The sequence below is a fragment of the Gardnerella sp. C0026F2 genome, from assembly GCF_056590715.1.
Map to the genome: position 1 here is coordinate 349,729 of NZ_JBWPWR010000002.1, position 22,842 is coordinate 372,570.

Consider the following 22,842-nt stretch of genomic DNA (forward strand, 5'->3'; position numbering starts at 1 on the left):
TCGTACCTTTTCTCTATTGTGTTTCGAGCGTATATTTTCTTGGTTTATGGAAAATATTTTACTCATAATCCGTGGGCTCCCTGAAAGTCCTCGATGGCGAGTGGGAAAAGCGCTTTGAAGGACCCCTTAGGGAAACACAACAATCTGCAAGTATATCGCCAAGTGGCGACTACTTGCAAGTGTCTATTTTATATAAGGCTGAGACGAATACAAAACAAATTGCTAAACAAAATAAATCACAAAATGTTATGCATTCATAATCGCAGCAAGCGACTGCACTCGAGGCAAATCAAACATATTGTCCAAAGACACAGAATTGCCTTCACCATCAGCTAACGGAATACGCCAATTTGGATACTCGTCATTAGTTCCAGGCTGATTTTGCGTACGATACTCCCCAACTGCATCAACCAAAGAAGCAGCAAGCAAACGCGAAGGAGCATCCTTCAAAGCGCGATACAATGCCTCAACAATTTCCTGAGCATGAGCTTCTTCATCTTCAAGCAATTGAGCATCCAAATAACCGCCTTTGACCAGCATTCGCATCATTGCACGATGCTCTGCCTCAGCGCCAGCGCGGAATTCTTCAACAGAACCAGTAAGCAAGTGCAAGCGCTCACGAATATTAACTTGCTCATAGCGCAAATAGCCGGCAGCAGGAGGCAAATCATGCGTATTTACAGATGCAAGCGTCATTTCGCGCCACTTATCTGGAGTGCGGAACTCACCGTCACGCTCTTCGAACCATTCAACAGTGCAACCAAGCACAGCCTTCTTGCGCAACACTTCCAAAGCATTTGCAGGTAAAACACCCAAATCTTCGCCAACAACTACGCCGTGAGCGCGAGCGGCTTCGATTGCCAAAATGCCGAGCATAATGTCAGCATCGTAGTAAACGTAAGCACCGCCACTTGGAGCTGAACCTTCTGGAATCCACCACAAGCGGAAAAGTCCAAGAATATGGTCAATGCGAACAGCACCAGCTGAAGCAAACATTCCATGAACCATATCTCGGTATGTTTTAAAACCAGTACGCTCAAGCTCAAATGGATGCAAAGGTGGCTGAGACCAATCTTGACCTTGCTGATTGAAGTAATCAGGCGGAGCACCAACAGTAGCTCCGTTAGCAAATCGCTCCGGATTCCACCAAACTTCAGATCCTGCAGGATGCACGCCAACAGCCATATCAGACATAATGCCGATTTTCATACCAGCTTTACGTGCAGCAACTTGAGCATCATGCAATTGCGTAAAAGCAACCCACTCAAGCCAACGATAAAACTCAAGAGTATCTGGGAAACGATTAGCTAATTCACGAACTTGATCAGAATCCTTAGTAAGAGTCTTCTCCCAGCAATCGTCACCCTTTGGAGCACCCCACTTGTCGTAGCACAAGCACCATGTTGCATAAGATTCAAGCCTGTCACCCATCTCATGCTTAAACTCATTAAAAATGCGAGCGCGATCTTCGGACATACCAGCCTTGAAAATCAGCCACAATGCACGCATTTTTACACGCCACATGGAATCACGGTCTATTATTTGCGCGTCATTGTTAAGTGGCTCAACCTGTCCATGCAGATTTTCAATTTCTTCGCGAGTTTTATCGTTTAATGTTTCGTACTCAAGAATACTTTCTGGACGAATATACGTTACGTTTACCATTCCTCGAGCAACAGGCAAGTATGGAGATGGAGTAAGCGGAGTTACAGGCTCACCTGCATGCATTGGGTTTATTAACACAAAATCAGCGCCAGTTTTCTGCTTAGCTTCAGTAAGAAGAGTTGACAAATCAGCAAAATCACCAACGCCCCAAGACTTTGAAGAACGGATTGAGTAAAGTTGTGCCATCCATCCCCAAAGCTGTTCTCCATTTGGTTCCAAGGAATTAAGCGTATCAATGCTTTCTGGAGCGCTAATAAGCGTTGCTTCTTCTTGTCGCTCACCAACTGTCACACGCAATGTGTGATAGCCCATTGGTAAATCTTCAGGAATTTTAATTGAAGACGTAGCTACAAACTTGCCATTTACAGGGTATGCGGTGGTATTATCGTTAGGCACGATTTCTAATTCACCCTCATACTGTTCGCCATTTTCCAACGTAATAGTTGCCACTGGATACTCAAGAATCCCAGTATTCACAGTTACTTCATCGCACTTACCAACAGTATGCAAAACTGTTGGAGCAACAATACGACCGTGTCGATACGCTAAAACGTCGTTTGTAGATTTTTCTATTGCAGCATCGCTAGAAGCGTCTACGCCTAATGCGCCTAAGACAGAAACTAATACGTTATCTTGAATCTCGTGTTTTTGATTATCCGAGCCAATAAAACTCACGCCAACGCCCATTAATTCAGCAAGACGGTGTAATGGCTTCATTGCTACTTCTTCATCTGTTGTATTATCCATACGCTCCATTATTCGCGTTAGCAACGACTGCGCGCCGCTAATGATACATCTTCAGATTTATCGTTGCATAGTTCTTGCAGCACGTTTTGTGGAACACCAGGATTTAACGCAACAGCTCTTCGCACCATGGAAGCTAACACAACCGGAGCGTTTTCTTCTGCACTAACACCAAGGGAGGCTAAATATTTCAGCGTTTCAGCACTTATGCCATCTGATTGCGCACCCTCTAAACGCATTTTCCAAGAAGCTTTTGGATTACATAATGCAGCATTTCTAACTGCATTACATGAATCTTTAGTAAGTCTTCCAACTAACCAATTTTTAGCATTTTTATTTTCAGCAACAGCCAAACGCACTTTATCAGCAGAATCTTCAGAAAGTTTCACTAATATGTTTGGAAAAGGCATTTCTGTAGCTAAATAAATACGGTCTTCTTCTGGAGTATTGATATTACCTGCAACTGCTTCGAGCAAGGAAGTAGCTCTAGAAAATGCCGCTTGATCTGATCGATCCGGTAATTCTCTCCTAGCAAATTCATGTAGCTCAGCCGAATCCTCGCTATGTCGCAAATGCTCGTATACAGCAGTTAAAGGTTCATAAGATGAATCGTCAGTAGTGTTTGTTTTTTCATTAGTTTTTTCCATGAAATCACCTTTAACGCTTAGTATCTATCAGCTTATTACTTAGAGTACCATCTGCTTTCGGCACAACGCTTCCAGAAAAAGCATTCTGAACAATATCAAGAAATTCTTGTGATTTTAAAGTTGGAATAGCAATATTAAGAGAAATTTCAGCACCATAAATTTCGTTGTCAATTATGCCTTCCATTTGGCTTACAATATGCTGCAACATTCGCAATTGTTGATATTGCAACTTGCAAGTAAAACGAGTGCACGTAATAATATCAACTATTTGCGCAGATTCTACTGCCATACTTGCCGCACGCGCATAAGCTCTGGTTAAACCACCAGCTCCAAGCAAAATACCGCCAAAATATCGCGTTACTGTTATTACACAATCTGTTAAATTTGACGATCTAAGTACATCTAATATTGGTTTTCCTGCTGTTCCAGTTGGCTCACCATCGTCACTCATGCGCTCACGCAATTGAGCTTTCGACGAACCGCAAATTGCAGCATAAGCAACATGTCGAGCTTTAGGATTCTTAAAACGTACTGATTGCATAAATTCCACAGCATCGTCAAGATTATCAATATGACAAATGCACCCAATAAACTCTGATTTTTTCTCCACGAAAGAAGCTTCACAAGGATGCGATTGCAATTGACGAACAGTGCGCAAAATATTATGCAAATCAGCCACTAGACACTACCAATACTAAGCTTTTTCGTAACGTAATAACCTGTCAATAATACCCGAAATATCTTCCATTGCTGAATTGGCAGCATCTTTAGTACCAATTTTTACAGATTCATGTATTTCTTTATTGACATGTTCTCTCGCAACTACTACTGCTAAAGAATGTAAAGCAGCAGTTGCAGCGGAAAGCTGCATAAGAACATCTTGACATTTTGCATCGTTTTCAATCATAGTATTGACTGCTTCAAGCTGACCTTGTACTCGATGCATGCGTACTATCAGTTTTTCTTTATCAATATCATAATTTTTCATCGTTACTCCGATTTATCAATTAAATAACAACATAAAGGTTATAACATCATATACAAATTAACACAATAAATCGTTGTAATTATCATTATGCAACATCACATTATTTATTGCAAAATGACGCGTTAATCTACTTCAAAAAAATCTCAATAGACTAACGCGCCAAATATTCTACATTAAAAATGCGCTATTTCACTAACCGACGCCTCATTGGAGGAATCCCGCCATGTCGCGCTCCACCAGACATTCTCCCATGCTTAGGAACTATAGATGAAAAACGACCTAACGATAAACCTGAAGCAAATGTTAACGTAATAACAGCCAGAAGTATCACAGTTACTGAAGAAGCACCAGTAACAGCAAGCGATGTTGGAATCGTATTACTTTGATTAACATAATTCTTATTAGCATTTTCGTTGTTATTTGTGCTGTCGTGTTGATTGGAAGCATTATCATTCACATCATTTTTCGAATCAGTTGAATCATCACTGCTAGCCGTTTCATCACTGCCAGTTTTACTATGATTTTCTTCTACATTTTCTTTGTTTTCTTTATTATTCTCCTCATTTTCATCATTTTCATCATTCTTAGAACGATCCTCGCCGCCGGAAACTTGCACAGTCTCTCCTTCTACACCCAATGCGTGAGTTGCTAAAGGATTACCCTGAGCATCGTAAACTTCAGCTTTCCAATAAACAGTTCCTTCGTGATCTAATGTAATATCTGCAGAACTTACAGAAATAGAAGACTTTTTACTTTCTTCAGCTTGTTTATCTGTAATATTTACGCGAGATTGAGGCATTTTTTTCTCAATTTCAGCAGATATTACAGTTTCTTTAGCTTCCTTAGTTTCCTTAGTTTCCTTAGCTTCCTTAGCTTCTTTAGCTTCCTTAGTTTCCTTAGCTCCCTTAGCTCCCTTAGCTTCCTTAGTTTCAGAATTACTGTTTTTTGTACCGCTATTTTTAGTTTCACTATTTTTAGTTTCACTATTCTTAGCGTCGCTCTTCTTAGCATCGCTCTTCTTAGCATCGCAATTCTTAGCATCGCTACATTTAGCTCCACTAGAATCACTCTTATTTTCCTTACCATCTTCATACTCGTATGCGCTAAACACTACGTAACTTCCTTTTGGCAACGTGCCAGTAATACGAGCATTATCGTGGAACTTTTCACCAGCCTTAACTTTTTCATCGCTTACTCTAGTTGTAACAGATACAGGAGTAGTTAAAACATTCGGTTCAACTAAGGCACGGCTCCACAATCCGTCATACGCGGATTTATGAGCTAAAGCGCGTGAAGAACCAGGAAAATCATAAACAAACACATACCATCCTGACTCACTATTTTTATTAGCGCGAATATGCACATTATCCTTCAAAACTTTCGGCTCCGAAGAAGATCTATTTACGCCATCAATAGGACGCGTTGTAATGCTTCCATTACCAACCTTGTAAACTCCATTTACTGCCGGAACTTCCCAATTACCAATTAAACGATGATGCGCATCTTCTTTTGGCTCTTGCTCTGTTGCTTCACCTTTAGATCCAGGCATATACTTTTCATTATCTTTTTTAGTGCTTTTTTCACTACCTTCTCCAGCCCACCAAACGCGAATATGCGCCTTTTTGTCACCATTAAAACCATATGATTCGCTACCGTTAAACGATCCATATGTTTCCGGAAGACCTCTTACAGTGATTTCATTAACAATTTCTGTGCCAATACCAACAATTTTCTGTTTTGTAACAACATCAGAACTTACAGTTGATTGGTACACAGAAGTAGAATCTGCAGAACCAAATACTTTCACAACTTCATCATCTAATTTATCTGCATCTTCTTTTTTCTGCGCATCACGAGAAATAATCCAAACCCATGTGCCAAAAAGACCAGCTTCATTATCAGCAACTTTGTAATCTTCAGCTTCTTTCAAATCTGACGCACTGATATCACCACTTGCACGTTTAGCCTTAGCATTCACACTTTCGTTAGCTTTAGAAAAGTCAGCTTTTGACGCAGCAACCTGTCGCAAATCTGGCAAAGCTCTAATACGATTCAAGTATTGAACTGCAGATTCGCCATTGTTACGTTGCCTAATTTGCAAAATATCTTTAGCAGATCCAACGAAATAATATCCTTGCGCATGCAAAGTAACTCCGTTTAGCCAACTATCTTTTGCTTGCACTCCACTAGTTATTGTGCTATCGACCTTCTCCCCAACACGCAGCTCATGTTTTGCAACTTTTGAAGTAAGAGTTGGCTGGAAACTGTCTTTTACTCCAAACGAAATTGTTTCGCCATATTCAGCATCGTGAATAGAGCGTATTTCGTCTTGATGTTTAGGTGAATAATATCTTTCAGCTTTAGGAGCTAAAAATCCAATTTTAATTTTGCCAGTACCATTTCCTTTAGACTTCCAAGGAATATTCACTACTTCATCTTTTGACTTTAATTCAACCGATCGTTTACCATCATTAAATTCAACTAAAGCGTTTTCAGATTCGATTGTAATAGGAATATCTTTAAGAACACGACCCTTAATATTTTTCACTATCGCCTGCACAACTCCAGCATGCTTTCCTGAAGTGTACTCTTGATTAACTTCTAAGTTAATAGGAGTATCGTTTTCGGCTGTTTCCCACAAATTTTTAGCTATTCGCTGCAAAGTATCAGTGGAGATATCTTCAAAACCATTGTCTACAGCTTTTTTCCACTCATCTTTTTTAATATCGAAGTGATCATGAATTGCAAAGGCCATAGCCGCTTGAGTAAATACATTGTTATCAGTGCTATGAGTTTTTATCATTTCTGCAGCAATGCGCCAATCGTCACCAAATTCTTGTCTCCAATCATCTGTGTCACGTCCAAAATCTACACTCGTTTCAATACAATAAGATACATTCTTTTCTTCACCCCAATAATTTAATGTAGGACCAAGCTTTCTGCGAAGATGATTAGGCTTAAGCCATTCTATTTTGTCTGAAACTTTATAAAGCACTCCAGGCCCCTCATGATAACCTAAAGCTGACTGCGAGCAGAACATAATAGGAATTATAAAAATAGAAGCAAAAAATGCTGACAGATTACGAGTAGTTTTACGCTTCATACTAGTGCGCATATTGTTATCACTATGAACACTATTATGCTTCCCCCCATACTTTTCCATAAAAATCTCCTTTACCCAACCCTTTAAATATTTGTTTTGAACACTTTTAATAAGCGTTCATGAGTCAACTATGAGCTTAAAGAAAGTATGAGTAAATATTTTTTTAACATTGTGGTTAAAAGCTTGAGCAAGAATGAGGAACTATCCACAAATCCACAATTTTTTCTTTTGCTATATTATTTTTATTTTTAAAGTGTAAAGTAAACGCATTTTAATTGCGTATTGCTCATTTTCTATACGCAATTGATAAAACAAAAAACAAAAAACTCCGGACTGCAAAAAGCAATCCGGAGTAACTTGCGGAGTCAGAGAGATTCGAACTCTCGAGCCGCTTACGCGACTAACACCTTAGCAGGGTGCCCCTATCGGCCACTCAGGCATGACTCCACTTGTTTACTGTACATAACAGCAACAGATTGACACTATAGCACCTCTTAAGGACTGTAAACAAGCTTGGCGACACACTTTAAAATAAGATTTAATATAAAAATGCCAAGTGTTACATAGGATTACGATCCCCGGAGAACGTTACAACTACAGCAAGCATAACAAGAATTATTCCTGCAATATCAGTTAATGTTGGAATTTCACCAAATCCCATTCCAATAACAACAGCGATTGCAGGATACAATGCTTGCATAACAGAGTATTTTGCGGAGCTAACGCGCTTAAGTAAAACCTGGTCCAGCAAAGCCGGGAAGAATGAAGCACATACTGCAATCACCAGCATTAACGCAAGTAAAGCAAAAGAACCACCAGGACGAGCAGCCCACGTAGCTTCCGGTTTAGGCAAAATAACATGCTGAATTGAAGGAAATGCAAGAACAACAGACTGCAGCAGCCAACCAATAAGAGCTGCAACACTTACACGGTCAATAGCGTGCGAACTTTTTGCCAACATGCGGCCTGAAACAATATATAGGCCCCACATTAAACCGCCAACAAGAATGGCAAATAAGCCAATTAGAAAATGCGGACTTACTGAACTATGCATAGAAGCGCTAGCTAACAACATAATGCCACAAACAGCAATAACAATTCCCACACGCTCTCGCCATTCATGACCTGTAATAACAGCCACAAGCAAAGGACCTATGAATTCTATAGTCACTGCAACACCAACAGCCATACAACTAATAGCAACATAAAACATAGTGTTCATAGCAACTAACGACACACCAACAGACGCAACAATTACCCATTCTCGTAGCGTTTTTGGCAAAAGACTACGTTTGCTGCGAGAAAATGGCCTCCTCCAAGCCAAAAGCAACAATGTCATAAATCCTACGCGATACCACACTGCGTACAGAGGATCCAGTTGACTAAAAGCTACTTTTGCAACAGAAGTTGCTGTATACACCATTGACGCCTCAATGACGATAATAAGCAGCACTGGCATGCGATGTAAAAGATTGACGACAAATTGCTTCATAGCAACAACCCTACATTAATATTTAGTCGACATACGCTTTTTTGCAAAAACATTAGTTTTATACGCAAAAATTTTCCGCAAAATCGAACGTTTGTTCTATTATAAACTTATGAGTACAGCACCGAGAGTACAAGCAGCGAAACGTGATTGGGGGCACGACACCTCAGGTTGTAACATACTTCACGTCGACATGGATGCATTTTATGCTTCGTTAGAAGTTGCAAGACATCCAGAGCTTAAAGGAAAGCCGCTTATTATTGGCACAGGAAATCGTGCTGTTGTTTCTGCAGCAAGCTACGAAGCGCGCACTTACGGCGTTAATTCCGCTATGCCGGTTGTTAAAGCTAGAAATCTTTGTCCGCAAGGAGTGTTCTTGCCAGTTGACATTCCTTATTATTCAAGCGTTTCCAAAAGTATTTTTGAAAATATTTTTTTGCATATTACTAATCAAGTTGAAAAAGTTTCTGTTGACGAATGCTATATGAATGTTAAATCGGCTTTATTACAGTGGAAATCGCCTGTAAATATTGGAACTTGGGTACGAAAAGAAGTATTTGAAAAGTATCATATTACATGCTCGGTTGGCATTGCCAGCAATAAACTTATTGCAAAGATGGCTTCAACCAATGCAAAACCTAACGGAATGCTTCTTATTCCGCAAAAATGTAATGAAGATTTTGTGTCAATAATGCCATTGCGCGCAATACCAGGAATTGGCTCATCTTTAATACATAAGCTTGAGGATTGGGGCTTATCTACTGTTGCGTCGCTTAAAAATGTTGACGAAGCAACGCTTAGTCGCATAACAGGTTCGCAAATCTTAGCAAGAATGATATATCAATCAGTTAGAGGCATAGACGAGCGCACTGTGACTGCTCATGCGCCTGAAAAATCCATTGGAACTGAGCGAACTCTTGATGCAGACACAACAGACGAGAACGCTGTTAAACAATTACTACAGCAATGCTGCAGCGAAGTAACTCAACAGTTGCGAAAAAGAAAGCTTATGGCACGCACTATAACGCTAAAACTGCGATTTAGCGATTTGCACTATGTTACTAGATCTTCTACTTTGCAAAATGCAACTGATTCAACACACGAGTTTTACGAGCATGTCGTTGTTTTGCTTTCTAAAGCTAATCCAACTGTGCATAATTACATTCTTGGAGGCAACAACACAAAGCTTTTAAGCCCGGTTCGTTTGGCTGGAGTTACAGCAAATAATCTTGTGCCAGCAAATAAGGTTTCACTTCAGCCTTCTATAAACGATATTATGGAGGAAAATACTCGCGAATCTAAAAATCCTACGCAAAACAGCATGTCAGCAATGAATAAAAATACTAGATTGCGTCACGCAGAACACGCTTTAGATGCCGTTCGCAAAAAATACGGCAACAACGCAGCTCACATTGGATTGTAGTAATTCTAGTTGCACAAATATTCGTGTGATAGAGATTTAAGATTTTTCGCACCGAGCGCGGGCGCTTTAAGCTCTCAGGCAGGTCGTCGGCTAGGCAGTGCAGCTACGCGAGCTTCATCCCATCCGGACGCTCCAGCATCCGTAGCTCCTCCCAAATCTCCGAGCTTATCGAAATAATCAACCGCAGCATCGCGATACCACTCCCAGTCTTCTGGCAAATCATCTTCGTAAAAAATGGCTTCTACTGGGCAAGCTGGTTCACAAGCTCCGCAATCAACACACTCGTTCGGGTTAATATAAAGCGTTCGATCGCCTTCATAAATGCAGTCAACAGGGCATTCATCAACACACGCCTTATCTTTTACATCAACGCAAGGCTCTGCGATTACATATGGCATAACGCCCTCCTTTCTGCTTTTATGCAACTTTTCTATTATAGAACATTTTTGAAAAGTCTATGACACAAAAAGTCGGCATGCGATATAAACGTATGCCGACTTCTTGCTAAATAAATAATTTATTAATTTTGATTATTTTGCGAGGACGCAGCAGACACCTCAGCTTGAACTTCTGCACGAGCCTGCTCTTCTGTTTCTCCTTCAGCTACCTTTTCTGCAGCGGCAGCATCTTGAGTAAACAAAGTTTCAACAGGAACACCGAGCTGCTTAGCTTTACGCATTTGCCTACCGAGCAACGAATTGCGGTAAGAGTAGCCGAAGTACACAGCAAAACCGATTGCCAGCCATACTGCAAAACGAATCCAAGTCAATACAGACAAGTTAAGCATGAGCCAGAATGTGGAAAGAGCTGCGAACATAGGAAGCCACGGATTTCCTGGCACGCTAAACGAACGGTGCAAATCTGGCCTGCGCATACGCATAATCGGCACACCAGCAGAAACGAGCAAGAACGCAGAAAGCGTACCAATGTTCACCATGTCGGAAAGAATGCCAATATCGAGAGTGGAAGCAACAACTGCCACAACAACGCCAGCAACAATCTGGAGTCTTGCAGGAATACCACGCTTGCTTACCTTAGAGAAGCTACGTGGAAGCAAACCATCGCGGCTCACAGCGAAGATGATGCGCGTAAGACCAAGCAAAAGCACCATCACAACGGTTGTCAAACCAATAACAATACCGAGGGAAATAATCTTTGCAGCCCAAGTAGCTCCCACAAGTTCGAAGCTTGTGGAAAGCGATGGAGATGGCTGCTCTGCCATTTTCTTATAGGAAACCATACCGGTTGTTACTACTGCGACGAGGATATAAAGAACAGTAACAATGAACAAACCAAGACCAATGCCTCGTGGAATGTTCTTGTGCGGATCCTTAGTTTCTTCTGCTGTTGTTGCAACAACATCAAAACCGATGAATGCGAAGAACACGAGTGCCGCGCCGGAAAGAATACCAGGAACGCCATAAACAGCCGGCTGCATACCAGTTACCCACTGCCACAGAGGCTGGCTCATAACGCCAGAAACTTCTATTCCCTTTACGCTTGCAACGTCAGTTGCAGGTGGCACAAATGGCGTAAAGTTGGAAGCTTTAATGTAGAAGAAACCAACAACAACCACGAACAGAACGATACCGATCTTCAAGATTGTTAAAGCGCCGTCGAAGCGTGCAGAAAGCTTAGTTCCAAGAACAAGCATAGTTGTAAAGAATGCAACGATTATAATTGGAGCAACATCAACAGTGAAACCACCTAAGTTAAAAGTCGTGGTCATATTCAAACCGAAAAGCTTCATTAAATCGTTAAGATAAACGCCCCAATACTTTGAAATTACTGAGCCAGCCATCAGCATTTCCAGGATCATATCCCAGCCGATAATCCAAGCAATAAGCTCACCAACTGTAGTATATGTAAACGTATAAGCAGATCCAGCAACTGGGATCATTGAAGCAAATTCTGCGTAGCACATTGCAGCAGAACCGCACACAATACCTGCAATAATAAAGCTAATAATTACAGCAGGACCAGCATGGAATGCTGCAGCTTGAGCACCGACAGAGAAAATACCGGCACCAACTGCGACAGCAACACCCATAACTGCCAAATCCCAAGAATTTAATGTACGTTTAAGATGGCGTTCACCATCCATAGTCTCAGCGATAGTCTGTTCAACAGACTTCTTTCTCCATATTTGCATAATAAACGCACTTTCGTTGAGGTATAGGTATAAAGGTATGCCGCAATCAGAAGCGAATTAACAAATTTGCGAAACAGTTGCGACTTCACCTACATAAAATTTTTACTTAATTTCCTTTATTTATTTCTGTAAATGCAATTAAATAAAAAATTTATATAGATAATGTAGGTAAATATTACACAAAACATTGCTTATACGGTAGTTTTACCGTGTGTTCCTTTATTATTTATGAAAATTTAAATAATAAACTTATATATTACTGCATAAAATATATTATATTCGTAAAATTTTCAGTTTATAGAAATATTTATTACAACAGGTTCAGGAATAAGCGTTATACCAAACTTATTTTTTACACCGCTGATAATAGTTTTTGCCAAATTTGCAATGTCGTCACAAGAAGCATTGTTACGATTAGTGAGTGCCAAAGTATGCAATGAAGAAAGCCCTGCAGGAGAAGGTTTCCCATTTTCTATAAGCCTAAAACCCTTATGGAATCCAGCATGATCAATAAGCCAAGCTGCAGAAGTTTTTATGCCATGCGATCCATCTTGCATAACAGCGTCAAATTTAGGAGCATCTTCTGGCAAAGCATCGGCTTGACTAGTGCTAAGTATTGGATTCATAAAGAAGCTACCGCAACTATGACGATCACTGTAAGTATTATCGCCCTCTAAAAATTCACCAGTAACATAGTCTTCACTTTGCAATCGCAAAGCAAATTCAACACCTTCAGCACACTTTGTGCCACGCATCCACAGCTTATCGTAACGAGAAGCATCCTCAAGCATGCCTTTAGAAGCACGAACGCGCAAAACTTCACGACGTATTGCTGCTGTTTGCATGCGCTCGCCCAATTCTACGTGCAAAGCCTTAGCTAATTGAGAATGAGAGACAACCCCGGTTGAATTATGTTTCAAACAAAAAGTAACAGACAGCACAACGTAACGAGGAGTAGGAAAATACGAGTCCGCAGGAACTCCCGCTGAAGAGTACATGCTTTTTTTAAGCAATGAAGTGCGATACCCAAAATTTAAAGCATCCTTTTGCAACTCCATAGTTGATTTTGTTTCGCGATCCCAAACTTCTACGGAAGTAACACTTTGAGATACTTCTTGACCATAAGCGCCAATATTTTGTACAACCGAAGCTCCAACAGTGCCAGGTATGCCAGAAAGACCTTCTACGCCCTCTAAACCAAGAGAAATCGTATGAGAAACAAAATCATCCCAATTACAACCAGCTTCAGCATTAATATGCACTAAATGAGCACCGCTTTGTAAATCAATGCCATCTTCTGAAGGTGCTGCTTCATCAAGCACATGAATATCGCGTCTAGCATCTCGCACAACAACGCCGTTGAAGTTCTCATCGCTAACAAGCATATTAGAGCCGCCGCCGATAACACATAAAGGCAAACCAGCTTCATCAGCATCTTCTACCGCTTCAATAACAGCAACGCGACTTTTTGGCTCTATAAAACGCGCAATTTTGCCACCTACGCCAACAGTTGTTATATCTGCAAACGATGGATTATTTACTAAAGATGCTTGCATACTCATGGTTTAAATACTAACAGTAATAAATAACAAAAACCCCGCATTGAGCGGGGTAATAAGAATAAAATCTGCGCAACTGAAACAAGCTCAACAAGCCAAATCGTGAGCGCAGGAAGCTGAAAATTCAGCGAGTCTCGCGATGAAGCGTATGCTTGCCGCAGCGTGGGCAGAACTTGTTCAACTCAAGACGATCAGGCGTATTGCGACGATTCTTCGTCGTGATGTAATTACGCTCTTTGCACTCCGTGCATGCCATCGTAATGCCCGGACGGATGTCGGCGCTCTTGCTTGCCATTTCGTTCACCTCTACAATTCATTATTGGCCAGCCAGTCTCCTACTGGCCGTTGTAGCGAGGAAGAGACTCGAACTCTTGACCTTACGATTATGAGTCGTACGCTCTAGCCAGCTGAGCTACCCCGCCAGAGAGCCTCGAGTGAGAATCGGACTCACGACCTCTTCCTTACCAAGGAAGTGCTCTACCACTGAGCTATCGAGGCGTGGCGGGTAGTGGATTCGAACCACTGAAGCACGAAGCGGCTGATTTACAGTCAGCTCCCTTTGACCACTTGGGAAACCCGCCAGCAGTCTCCGTAAGAAGTGAACTTCAAACGGCAACTTTGTTATTTTGCCACGAAATCGCGACTAATGCAAGATTAAGACACGCCGAAAGCAAAACTTTTATGCAAAAAAGCTAGTTATTTAGCGAAAAACCCTCTTTTTTTAAATTTTCGCAAACTGTCAAAACCCTGTCATTAGCCTCGCGCTCGCCGATACTAATGCGAATACCTTCACCAGCAAAAGCGCGAACAGACAATCCTGCAGCAATAAAATGTTCTGTTGCTCGCTCGGTATCTGCACCAAATGGCATCCAGAAGAAGTTTGCGTACGCATCCTCAATATTCCAGCCTTGCTCGCGTAAAGCTTCAACAATGCGCTCGCGCTCAGCAACAAGAGATGCAACACGAGTATTCATCTCCTTGCTTGCGTCATCTTCCAAAGAAGCCAAAGCTGCGACCTGCGCTATTTGAGACACTCCAAATGGCACAGCAACCTTGCGCATACCGTCTACAACTTCAGCCGGAGCAATGCCATAACCAATGCGCAAACCTGCCAATCCATAAGCCTTGGAGAACGTTTGAGCAACAACTACATTTGGATACTCATGGTACAGTTTTACGCCATTTGCAGTGCCTTTTGCTGTATTAAACTGCACATAAGCTTCGTCAATAAGCACAAGAACGTCACTTGGCACAGCATCCAACACCTTGCGAGCTGCCTCTTCGCTAAGAGCAGCTGAAGTTGGGTTATTAGGATTATTCAAAATAACCAAACGCGTGCGATCGTTAATAGCTGCAATCATAGCGTCAATATCGTGAGAACCATCAGGACGGTTAGGAATCTTAACGCTTGTAGCACCGGCTCCCGTCACAATAATCGGGTAAGCTTCAAAGCTTCTCCACGGATATATGACCTCATCTCCCGGACCTGCAACCAAGTCAACAAGCTGCGTAATAACTTCCGTAGAGCCGCAACCAAGCACTACTTCGTCTGCAGTCACACCAAAACGCTTAGCAAGTTCTTCAACAACTTCTGTGCCACGCATATTAGGATAACGGTTTATCACATTAAGCGCGCGATTTGAGATCGCTTCTTTTACGCTTTGCAAAGGCTCATAAGGATTTTCGTTACTCGAGATTTTATATGCACGAATGCCGTCCAATTTAGGAGCTGGCTTACCCTGCTTATAGCTAGGAATCGTATCTACAATATTGCGATGTTTGTATGTCATACTTCTCCATCATACTCCACACATGCCTTAAGTGCGCAATAGCGAAAAACGACCAAAACTACGCACGCATGTAAGGAAACTGCCGTTCCCAAGCCAAAAAACGACCGAAACTTTACACCCACGTAAAGTTTCTGCCGCTTTATCGCCTTAATCCGACCAAAACTACGCACGCACGTAAAGAAACTGCCGTTCCCAAGCCAAAAAACGACCAAAACTTTACACCCACGTAAAGTTTCTGTCGCTTATACAAATATTCCACAGTGCATTCTTACGTAGCGCAATAAAAAACGCTGGGAACAACGTTTCCGTCATTTCCAGCGTAAATTTTATTGCTTCAACCGGCTAAATACTAGCCAAGAATAGCAAGCACATCGCGAGAAGACACGATTAAGTAGTCCTCACCTTCGTAATGCACTTCAGTTCCGCCGTACTTGGAATAAAGAACCTTGTCTCCAACCTTAACGTCCATAGGAATGCGCTCGCCCTTATCGTCGCGACGACCAGGACCTACTGCAAGAACTTCACCCTGCTGTGGCTTTTCCTTGGCATTATCTGGAATATACAAGCCAGAAGCAGTTTGAGTCTCCGCTTGAGCTTGCTTAACAATAATCTTATCCTCCAACGGTGTGAGCTTAATCGACACTGTTGCCACCCCTTTCATAAGAGATATTAATTTCGTACGCAAGAAACAATCCGACGAGGCTGACGATCACGTCCGCAACCGCACTTACGCTCTGTGCCTCATAATACCGCGAATTTAGCACTCTAACAACTCGAGTGCTAATCTTTTAAGAAAATTTTTAGAAAACTCTTAAATCATGAATTGCGACGAGCAAGAACATCGTGCAAATTTGCCACACCAAGTGAGTCTTCAGAACTTTCTGGAGCATCCACTTCGCTTACTTCTTCTTTTTCGTGGAACTGAGAAGAGTTTGCAGCAGCAAAATTAGTAGCGGCAGCAGCATTAGTAGCTTCAGCAGCTTTGGCAACTGGCACAGCTTTAACTACTTGCTTAGTTGATTTAATTTCCAAACTTTCTGGAGTACGGGATGCCAAATTAGCATTACTTGAATCATACTTAGTTTGCGAACCAAGCGAGAATGAAATCAAATCTTGATTAGACTGATAGTTTTGCTCCGAAGCCACAGAAGCGTTGGAAGAATCGTATGAGTCTTTATTTTCCGCTTCAACGATATTAGATTCTTTAGATTCAGATTCTTCTTTATACAAACGCTCACGCAACGCTGCATTGCGCTCTTGCTCTGCACGATGTAAAGCAACACGAATTTCGCTCTGCTCCATAACCGAAGTTTCAGTATTGTCACGAGACGCGCCATTTCGAACAGGCACTACAGTTTGAGATACAGAATACTCATCACTGTCGTTTTGAGAAATCGCATCACAACTGCTGATTTCTCCATTAAAATCAGAATCAGATGCAGAAGAATAATCTTCCAACTGGCGTATAACGGCACTGTTGCGGCGTTCACACAACTCATCCTCAGCTTTACGTCTCGAAGCAGCGCGCATTTTTGCAACGCGAGCCTCCCACGCACGAGCATGCTTAGAAGCACGAGCTCCAAAATAAAGCACTACTGCCAACATAGCTCCAGGAATAAGAGCAAAAACTGGAGAAAATATGCCAGAGCATCCTGCTAAGAATACTACAAAAGTCAAGGCAGCAAGCGCAGCCACCAACACACAACGACGGCGTATCGCAGCACGCCTAGCAGCGCGAATACGCGCAATATATTCAGGAGTTAATGTTCGTTTTTGTTGTGTCGGTTGCATACAAGCCCCTTTTGCCAACATACCAGTACCGTCGCAAATGCGCGCAGTACTCCACTCACCTACAAGATGAAGTGTTGGTGAAAACCTATCCTCGCGATGTTCAAGCATAGACTTCATGCCGTTAACCGTGCGTTTAGGCAACCACCCGAACCATAAGGCTACGAGGATGACTAATACGAGTACCGCACTCACCGATTCATAACCCATAACTATTAATATAAAGAAGTCATAGGATGTGTAGCAACATAAACATTTCGGCGTGTCGCCAAAATGTGGGATTATTGCGCGCGCCATCACACAATATGCTGTGCCGCAATCATTCACTAAGCAAATTTAACACCTATAATAACTGTCATAGTATGTACTAGGATATGTGAAGGAACAGTAAGTTTCTACTTACGTGCTCGTGTAACTTCGGAGGGACTTTTGCCTACTTATCATTATCGTTGCAAGCAATGCGGATACGATTTTTCAGAACATCAATCATTTTCGGATGACCCTATTACCATTTGCCCTCAGTGCGGAAAAGATGCAGTGCACAAAGTGTACTCCGCTCCTCCAATCAACTTCAAAGGCAAAGGTTTTTATCGAACCGATAAATGATTTTGTAAAATTATAAATATCAATTATTGTTTAAATATTGCGCGCTAATAGGTTTTATCCACAGCGCGCAATTTTTCTTGCTCTTGCATTTTTTATATTTCAAAATGCAAGTATGAGCATGAATTTTTCTTTATTTAAATCTCAAAATAACGCAAAAAATAGTGCGTTATTGCAGCGAAGGCAACGCGCTTTCGTGCGGAAAATCATTATTGTGCTATGTGCTGGAATGATGGCTTTACTCGTTGTGTCAACTATTATTGACTCACAAGAAACTCAAGTCATAGCAGTAGCTAAACACAATATTCAGCAAGGTTCACGCGTTAGCGTAAACGATATTGCATACGTTCGAGTTCCTAAGCATAAAGTATTTAATCAAGCGCTATCCAATAATATAAGTGCGAATTCTTCTATTATTGCAACATGCGAAATACGTAAAGGCATGCCAATTTTGCAAACACTATTGAGTAAAATTCCACGCATTCCAAAAGGATTCACTTCTATTACAATTCATTTATCTAGCGCAGATCACACACTACTGCCTGGCGAAAAAATTGATTTAGCTTTTAGCAAGCCTGTGCAAGATGAAGAAATTTCTAACTCTCAAAATGCAGAAAGTCAAAACAGCGAAAAATCTAAAAGTAGCACTGCAGAAAATAACGATAAAAACAAAAACCACGATATTGAAGAAAACAATATTGCAGAAATTGACGAACGCTATGTTAGCGTAGTTCATAATGTTATGGTGATGCAAATAAGTCAAAGCACTCAAGCTTCACAAAATCAGCAAAACACTACTACTCTTGCTATGCCTGCTGCAGATGCCTTGCGGTTATTACAAGCTCAGTCTGCAAACCCTTCTTTGGCGATTGTTGCGATGAAATTGTCACAATGAAAAATTATTCTGCTACTTCTCGCGTATTTCAAGCTCAACTAATACGCTCGGAAAATACAGCCCAGTGAGGCGGCAATTCGCTTAAAATGCGATTATCGTCGTCTTGATTGCGCTGTTGCAAAGTAAGCTCGTCAGAAGGCTCGAGTTTAACGCCATCGGCATCAAAAAGCTCTGAGCCTTCACGAACAACCCTAACCGGCCTACGGGGAGATCTTCTATTGGGATCGTATTTACTCATTCATTGTCACCATACAATTCCCCGAGACGAGAAACAACACGATCAACCTCTTTTTCAGGATTGACAAAAGCTCCAACGCTCCACACTGTCATAACTGACCAGCCCAAGGATTCCAAATCCTGAATAATCATGCGATGACGTTCACGAGTCGATTGCACACTCATAAATTGCGCATCATCCGTAAGCACAGCGATAGCAAACGGTTTATCCGCAAGTCCAACTACTAGAGGAATTCTAACGCCATTATCGAAGCCATAGTTGACTGCAACTTTTAATCCACGCGAGCGAATACGCTCAGCTAAATCAGTAAATAGCACATTCCTTTGTGCAGATTCTGCAGCAATTTGCGCTTCAACATCGTTAGCATCTTCTGGACGAAGCGGATTATCACTTAACTTCTCAGCCCATTGCAAAAGATTCTTCAAAAGCTTTGGACCATCTTGGTGCAAACGCTCATCTTCCATATCTTTAGACGTAAACGCACTAACAATATCTAGATGGCGGCGAGCTAGAGCCAAAGCGTCAAGAAGCATGTTGCTTCCACCTTCTTCTTCAAGCAATCCAAACTGCTGAAGAAGTCTGCCGTGAGATGTTTTTGCATAGCAAAGCGACATAATTACATCTGTTGCTATTGCTCCAGAAGCTTCATTAACGCCCAAAAGTCTCACATGTCGTAAGAATCTAGCCATGTTTTCGTCTTTAATAGACAAAGACTTCAACTCAGCTCCCAAACGACTACGGAAAACGTTTGTCAACGTAACTACAACAAGCACATAGCTTGAAGGAACAACCGTAAACGTATTTGCGCGCTGACGAATAAGCTCAACTACTTCATCAATTTCACGCTGGCTGCTTTCAATAAGCCCAGAAGACATTACTGGAACTCCAGTTGCTTCAATTTGATGCAAACGAACTTTGCCTTGCAAACGCTCAACAGGAACGTCGTGACGCAACTTTCCGTAACCATGTTCTTCCAAGAATCGCGCTAAACGAAGCGAGCGCCTTGTTGCTCTAGAAACTACTGTTACAGATGGGAGTAATGAAATAAGCGAACGCAAGCTTTCAGAACTTACTGTTTGCTTATGCGCTAAAACTACTACCTGACGAGCACGAGACAAAATAGATAGCAACTCAATATTTGATATATGAGATGCCGAATCAATTATTACAGTATCTGCAATAGGTCTCAACGGAGTCATCATAGTAAGAGTAGATGGCATAGCTACAAGTATTGGTTTCGCAGCCAACACAAGTTCCGCATAATTGCGCAATAATTTGTTAAAAGTAATTCCAGAACGGTTTCCGGCAAGCATAGTATGTAACTGATTAGCTTCTTGCGTATGCGAGAACAATAAATCACACAAATGCCTCATAGCTTCTTGCTGAACCATTGGACCGATTGAACGCACATGTTCTGTATCAACTTGCACGAATCGATCAGAAGCATCTTGCATTGCTGAGCCATCTTGGTGAGAAATAATTGTAGAAGAATTAACGATATCTTCAAAAACAGTAGTCCACCAAGCTAATTGCAACTCACCGTCGATTGCATTACCTGTAACGTTGCGACGACGCAAATCGCTGACTAAATCAGACAAACCAGCTTTGCTGAACTCGCGTTCCAAATTGCAACGACCAGGGAGAGTATCTAGAGATGCTCTGTCGTCATGCAAATCTTGCAAACGAGCTTCGAGCTGCGCAAATTCAATATTTTCAAGATCTGCGCCCTTAAGAGTTGTTGCTAACACTGCATCAAGAGCAACTAAATGCCTTGCTAATAATTCTTGAGTATTTACAATATCATCCAATTTTGGCGGCAAAACAGGCCATCCGCCGTGAGGCACGAAAGTACGCCACTGAGCTGCTTGCTGCGCAACAATCTTTAATGCTTCATGCAAATCGTCGACTTTAGCTCCAACTCTTAGCAAGCTGCGCGCTTCACGAACATGATGTCTACGTTCCCAGAAGCCCATAACTGTGCCTTCGGCTTTACGCTGAGCTTTCGGCTTACTCGCTTCAATCATTGCATCTAAATCGCGCTCAAAAATTTCAGGCTGGAATACGTCAAGTACACGTCGCAAATTCTTGAGAACTGTAACTTGACGACTCCACTCACGAGCTGTTGTTGGCACAGGGAAGCCACAGCTTTGCACAGTGCTTTTAACTTGTTCTCGAGTTGCTGGAAGAAGTTTAAGAAGCACGTCTACAACACGCTGATATACAGATATAGCTTCATTTTCGTCAAATATTGACGCACCAAACCAAGGAGTATCTTCAGGATTTATCTTGAATTCTCCAAGTTCATCGGCTTGATGGAATTTCTTCGACCACTCTTCAATATGACCGGTCATAGCGTGTGCTGCGGCAACATCTAAACGCACATGCGTAGACGGATGGGTTGGGAACATTGCAATTGCTGCAAGATTCTGGATTGTTTGGTATGCAGATACTCCCCAAGTTTCGTTAATACCGTGAAGATCACCTAAATAACGAGTAAGGCGAGAACGCACTCCGACCAACTCATCTGCAACCTGCTCAAATCGCGAAGTCGCAATACTATGTCTAGCGCCAACTGCTGCAATCAACTGCGCATCAACATGCTTAGCAATATGACCATCCGCAACGTCTAATGCTAATGAGGAAATTTCATGCGTATTCAACGTATAACGGAAACGCCTCTGCTGCTCAACAACATTAGGCACATACAACACAGAACGTCCTGCAATCACAGAACGAGAAGCAATCGCAGCAGCAATTGCAGCTGAATCCGATCCCGAATCAATATCCACGAACAGAGAGTTTCCAGAAGCAACAAGCTCCGCTGCATAACGCACAACGTTATCTACTTCACCAACTTCGCATTCGCTATGAGGATCTGCATCGAAAGGACTATATTCTGGCTTATTTGCAGACTGGAGCATATGGATAGCTCGATCATCGCCAGCCATAGCGTCAATCATCACATTTCCAACATTGCCGGATTGCAAAGCGTTAATAATTTGTTCACTTTCTGCTACAAAACGCGAACCAGCATCTGTAAAGCAGCCAAGTATAATATCGCGCTCAATATCAAAATCTGGGAAAGCCGAGCGAGCTTGCTTACAAATAGCATCAAATACTACAGAAGTTTCTGGAGTTCCACTTTCATATTGAGATCCGTCGAATAAAACGTCTTCCCTAAGTTGAACACCACGCTCACCTAAACGTGAAACAAGCGAATTGTTCAGTCCAACACTTCCAGAGAAGTAAATAGTGGCGGAAGTTTCATCTTGATTAGTGTCACGAACCACTTTCACAGGATACGTAAGAACAGGCACATGGTTGCCATTCCACGATGCAACGCCGACTATTAAAGAAAGTTCAGAAACGCCACTTTCGTGCGCTTTTGCGTCTCTATCTTCAAAAACTCGATCTAGCCTTCGCCCAGCAGCTCGCAACATTCCAGCGTCTCGGAATAAAGATTTTAATGTCACTTTTCCGCTTGCAAAAAGTTGCGCAATTCCGGAAGGATGAGCATGCGTCAACTCTAATTGTGCAGCAAGTTGCGTTATATCTTCTAGTGGAGAAGGAGATAGCTGAGCCTGATATTGCTGCTTCCACTCAACTATATGTTGTAAAGCGTTAGTACGAGCGCTGTTGGTGTTATTAGAGCCGGATTTTTCCAAAGAATCAGCTTCTGACGCAGTATTTTCGACTAGTGCATCATTAAAAACTTGCTGTGACGAATCCTGCTCCACGTTGTTTGTATCACTCATATT

At 41.9% G+C, this 22,842-nt stretch carries 18 protein-coding genes and 4 tRNA genes; 3 read left to right on the plus strand and 19 right to left on the minus strand.

Annotation, left to right across the window (positions count from 1 at the left end):
• Positions 1–246: 246 nt before the first annotated feature.
• From malQ to AC1EK3_RS04070, 7 genes are all read right to left on the minus strand, one after another.
• Positions 247–2,421: a 4-alpha-glucanotransferase gene (gene malQ / locus AC1EK3_RS04040; RefSeq protein WP_480033168.1), complete on the minus strand. Its 2,175-nt coding sequence runs from the start codon at positions 2,419–2,421 to the stop codon at positions 247–249.
• 8 nt (positions 2,422–2,429) lie between these two features.
• The gene (locus AC1EK3_RS04045; RefSeq protein ID WP_415689107.1) at positions 2,430–3,056 is read right to left on the minus strand and encodes an AbrB family transcriptional regulator; all 627 of its coding nucleotides are present in this window, start codon (positions 3,054–3,056) and stop codon (positions 2,430–2,432) included.
• A 10-nt stretch (positions 3,057–3,066) separates the two neighbouring features.
• The gene (locus AC1EK3_RS04050; protein ID WP_480033167.1) at positions 3,067–3,735 is read right to left on the minus strand and encodes a YigZ family protein; all 669 of its coding nucleotides are present in this window, start codon (positions 3,733–3,735) and stop codon (positions 3,067–3,069) included.
• A gap of 15 nt (positions 3,736–3,750) precedes the next feature.
• Complete coding sequence (locus AC1EK3_RS04055) at positions 3,751–4,044, minus strand: metal-sensitive transcriptional regulator (protein WP_480033166.1); 294 nt, start codon at positions 4,042–4,044, stop codon at positions 3,751–3,753.
• Positions 4,045–4,228: 184 nt separating this feature from the next.
• Positions 4,229–7,207, minus strand: a complete 2,979-nt coding sequence (locus AC1EK3_RS04060; RefSeq protein ID WP_480033165.1) for a peptidase — start codon at positions 7,205–7,207, stop codon at positions 4,229–4,231.
• A 300-nt stretch (positions 7,208–7,507) separates the two neighbouring features.
• Positions 7,508–7,594 (minus strand) — tRNA-Ser (locus tag AC1EK3_RS04065).
• A 112-nt stretch (positions 7,595–7,706) separates the two neighbouring features.
• Positions 7,707–8,639: an EamA family transporter gene (locus AC1EK3_RS04070; RefSeq protein WP_480033164.1), complete on the minus strand. Its 933-nt coding sequence runs from the start codon at positions 8,637–8,639 to the stop codon at positions 7,707–7,709.
• Between the two features lie 109 nt (positions 8,640–8,748).
• Here AC1EK3_RS04070 and dinB point away from each other — a divergent pair, with 109 nt between their 5' ends.
• Positions 8,749–10,059, plus strand: coding sequence for a DNA polymerase IV (gene dinB / locus AC1EK3_RS04075; RefSeq protein WP_480033163.1), 1,311 nt, complete (start codon positions 8,749–8,751; stop codon positions 10,057–10,059).
• A gap of 74 nt (positions 10,060–10,133) precedes the next feature.
• Here the strand turns inward: dinB and fdxA are convergent, their stop codons facing one another.
• The 10 genes from fdxA to AC1EK3_RS04125 all read right to left on the minus strand — a co-directional run bounded on the left by fdxA (position 10,134) and on the right by AC1EK3_RS04125 (position 17,468).
• Complete coding sequence (gene fdxA / locus AC1EK3_RS04080; protein WP_480033162.1) at positions 10,134–10,457, minus strand: ferredoxin; 324 nt, start codon at positions 10,455–10,457, stop codon at positions 10,134–10,136.
• A gap of 122 nt (positions 10,458–10,579) precedes the next feature.
• Positions 10,580–12,211, minus strand: coding sequence for an APC family permease (locus tag AC1EK3_RS04085; protein ID WP_480033161.1), 1,632 nt, complete (start codon positions 12,209–12,211; stop codon positions 10,580–10,582).
• Between the two features lie 290 nt (positions 12,212–12,501).
• The gene (locus AC1EK3_RS04090) at positions 12,502–13,773 is read right to left on the minus strand and encodes an FAD-binding protein (protein ID WP_415683278.1); all 1,272 of its coding nucleotides are present in this window, start codon (positions 13,771–13,773) and stop codon (positions 12,502–12,504) included.
• Between the two features lie 121 nt (positions 13,774–13,894).
• Entirely contained in the window at positions 13,895–14,065 is a 171-nt protein-coding gene (rpmG, locus tag AC1EK3_RS04095) for a 50S ribosomal protein L33 (protein WP_004105548.1), read from the minus strand.
• Between the two features lie 53 nt (positions 14,066–14,118).
• A tRNA-Met gene (locus tag AC1EK3_RS04100) sits at positions 14,119–14,192 on the minus strand.
• A 4-nt stretch (positions 14,193–14,196) separates the two neighbouring features.
• Positions 14,197–14,268 (minus strand) — tRNA-Thr (locus tag AC1EK3_RS04105).
• A gap of 1 nt (position 14,269) precedes the next feature.
• A tRNA-Tyr gene (locus tag AC1EK3_RS04110) sits at positions 14,270–14,351 on the minus strand.
• A 111-nt stretch (positions 14,352–14,462) separates the two neighbouring features.
• Entirely contained in the window at positions 14,463–15,560 is a 1,098-nt protein-coding gene (gene hisC / locus AC1EK3_RS04115) for a histidinol-phosphate transaminase (protein WP_480033160.1), read from the minus strand.
• A 349-nt stretch (positions 15,561–15,909) separates the two neighbouring features.
• Positions 15,910–16,203 carry a co-chaperone GroES gene (groES, locus tag AC1EK3_RS04120; protein WP_004114319.1) on the minus strand — a complete coding sequence of 98 codons (294 nt, stop codon included), beginning with the start codon at positions 16,201–16,203 and terminating at the stop codon, positions 15,910–15,912.
• 173 nt (positions 16,204–16,376) lie between these two features.
• The gene (locus AC1EK3_RS04125) at positions 16,377–17,468 is read right to left on the minus strand and encodes a hypothetical protein (RefSeq protein ID WP_480033206.1); all 1,092 of its coding nucleotides are present in this window, start codon (positions 17,466–17,468) and stop codon (positions 16,377–16,379) included.
• Between the two features lie 309 nt (positions 17,469–17,777).
• On the opposite strand from AC1EK3_RS04125, the gene AC1EK3_RS04130 reads away from it, so the two are divergent.
• Together AC1EK3_RS04130 and AC1EK3_RS04135 are read left to right on the plus strand one after the other, a co-directional pair.
• Complete coding sequence (locus tag AC1EK3_RS04130; protein WP_004574103.1) at positions 17,778–17,954, plus strand: FmdB family zinc ribbon protein; 177 nt, start codon at positions 17,778–17,780, stop codon at positions 17,952–17,954.
• Positions 17,955–18,066: 112 nt separating this feature from the next.
• On the plus strand, positions 18,067–18,846 hold the full coding sequence (locus AC1EK3_RS04135) for a CpaB family protein (RefSeq protein ID WP_480033159.1): 780 nt from the start codon (positions 18,067–18,069) through the stop codon (positions 18,844–18,846).
• Between the two features lie 34 nt (positions 18,847–18,880).
• Here the strand turns inward: AC1EK3_RS04135 and AC1EK3_RS04140 are convergent, their stop codons facing one another.
• Both AC1EK3_RS04140 and AC1EK3_RS04145 read right to left on the minus strand, forming a co-directional pair.
• On the minus strand, positions 18,881–19,084 hold the full coding sequence (locus tag AC1EK3_RS04140) for a hypothetical protein (RefSeq protein WP_480033158.1): 204 nt from the start codon (positions 19,082–19,084) through the stop codon (positions 18,881–18,883).
• Positions 19,081–22,839, minus strand: coding sequence for a helicase (locus AC1EK3_RS04145; protein ID WP_480033157.1), 3,759 nt, complete (start codon positions 22,837–22,839; stop codon positions 19,081–19,083). Before AC1EK3_RS04145 ends, AC1EK3_RS04140 begins: the two co-directional genes overlap by 4 nt.
• Between the last annotated feature and the right edge of the window lie 3 nt (positions 22,840–22,842).

What these genes read in the sequence shown, in the direction of transcription:
- fdxA (WP_480033162.1), bottom strand. Translation starts at nt 10,457, where the DNA reads ATGCCATATGTAATCGCAGAGCCTTGCGTTGATGTAAAAGATAAGGCG.
- AC1EK3_RS04140 (WP_480033158.1), bottom strand. Translation starts at nt 19,084, where the DNA reads ATGAGTAAATACGATCCCAATAGAAGATCTCCCCGTAGGCCGGTTAGG.
- AC1EK3_RS04045 (WP_415689107.1), bottom strand. Translation starts at nt 3,056, where the DNA reads ATGGAAAAAACTAATGAAAAAACAAACACTACTGACGATTCATCTTAT.
- AC1EK3_RS04090 (WP_415683278.1), bottom strand. Translation starts at nt 13,773, where the DNA reads ATGAGTATGCAAGCATCTTTAGTAAATAATCCATCGTTTGCAGATATA.
- AC1EK3_RS04085 (WP_480033161.1), bottom strand. Translation starts at nt 12,211, where the DNA reads ATGCAAATATGGAGAAAGAAGTCTGTTGAACAGACTATCGCTGAGACT.
- hisC (WP_480033160.1), bottom strand. Translation starts at nt 15,560, where the DNA reads ATGACATACAAACATCGCAATATTGTAGATACGATTCCTAGCTATAAG.
- AC1EK3_RS04145 (WP_480033157.1), bottom strand. Translation starts at nt 22,839, where the DNA reads ATGAGTGATACAAACAACGTGGAGCAGGATTCGTCACAGCAAGTTTTT.
- AC1EK3_RS04060 (WP_480033165.1), bottom strand. Translation starts at nt 7,207, where the DNA reads ATGGAAAAGTATGGGGGGAAGCATAATAGTGTTCATAGTGATAACAAT.
- AC1EK3_RS04135 (WP_480033159.1), top strand. Translation starts at nt 18,067, where the DNA reads ATGAGCATGAATTTTTCTTTATTTAAATCTCAAAATAACGCAAAAAAT.
- AC1EK3_RS04070 (WP_480033164.1), bottom strand. Translation starts at nt 8,639, where the DNA reads ATGAAGCAATTTGTCGTCAATCTTTTACATCGCATGCCAGTGCTGCTT.
- rpmG (WP_004105548.1), bottom strand. Translation starts at nt 14,065, where the DNA reads ATGGCAAGCAAGAGCGCCGACATCCGTCCGGGCATTACGATGGCATGC.
- AC1EK3_RS04055 (WP_480033166.1), bottom strand. Translation starts at nt 4,044, where the DNA reads ATGAAAAATTATGATATTGATAAAGAAAAACTGATAGTACGCATGCAT.
- AC1EK3_RS04125 (WP_480033206.1), bottom strand. Translation starts at nt 17,468, where the DNA reads ATGAAGTCTATGCTTGAACATCGCGAGGATAGGTTTTCACCAACACTT.
- dinB (WP_480033163.1), top strand. Translation starts at nt 8,749, where the DNA reads ATGAGTACAGCACCGAGAGTACAAGCAGCGAAACGTGATTGGGGGCAC.
- malQ (WP_480033168.1), bottom strand. Translation starts at nt 2,421, where the DNA reads ATGGAGCGTATGGATAATACAACAGATGAAGAAGTAGCAATGAAGCCA.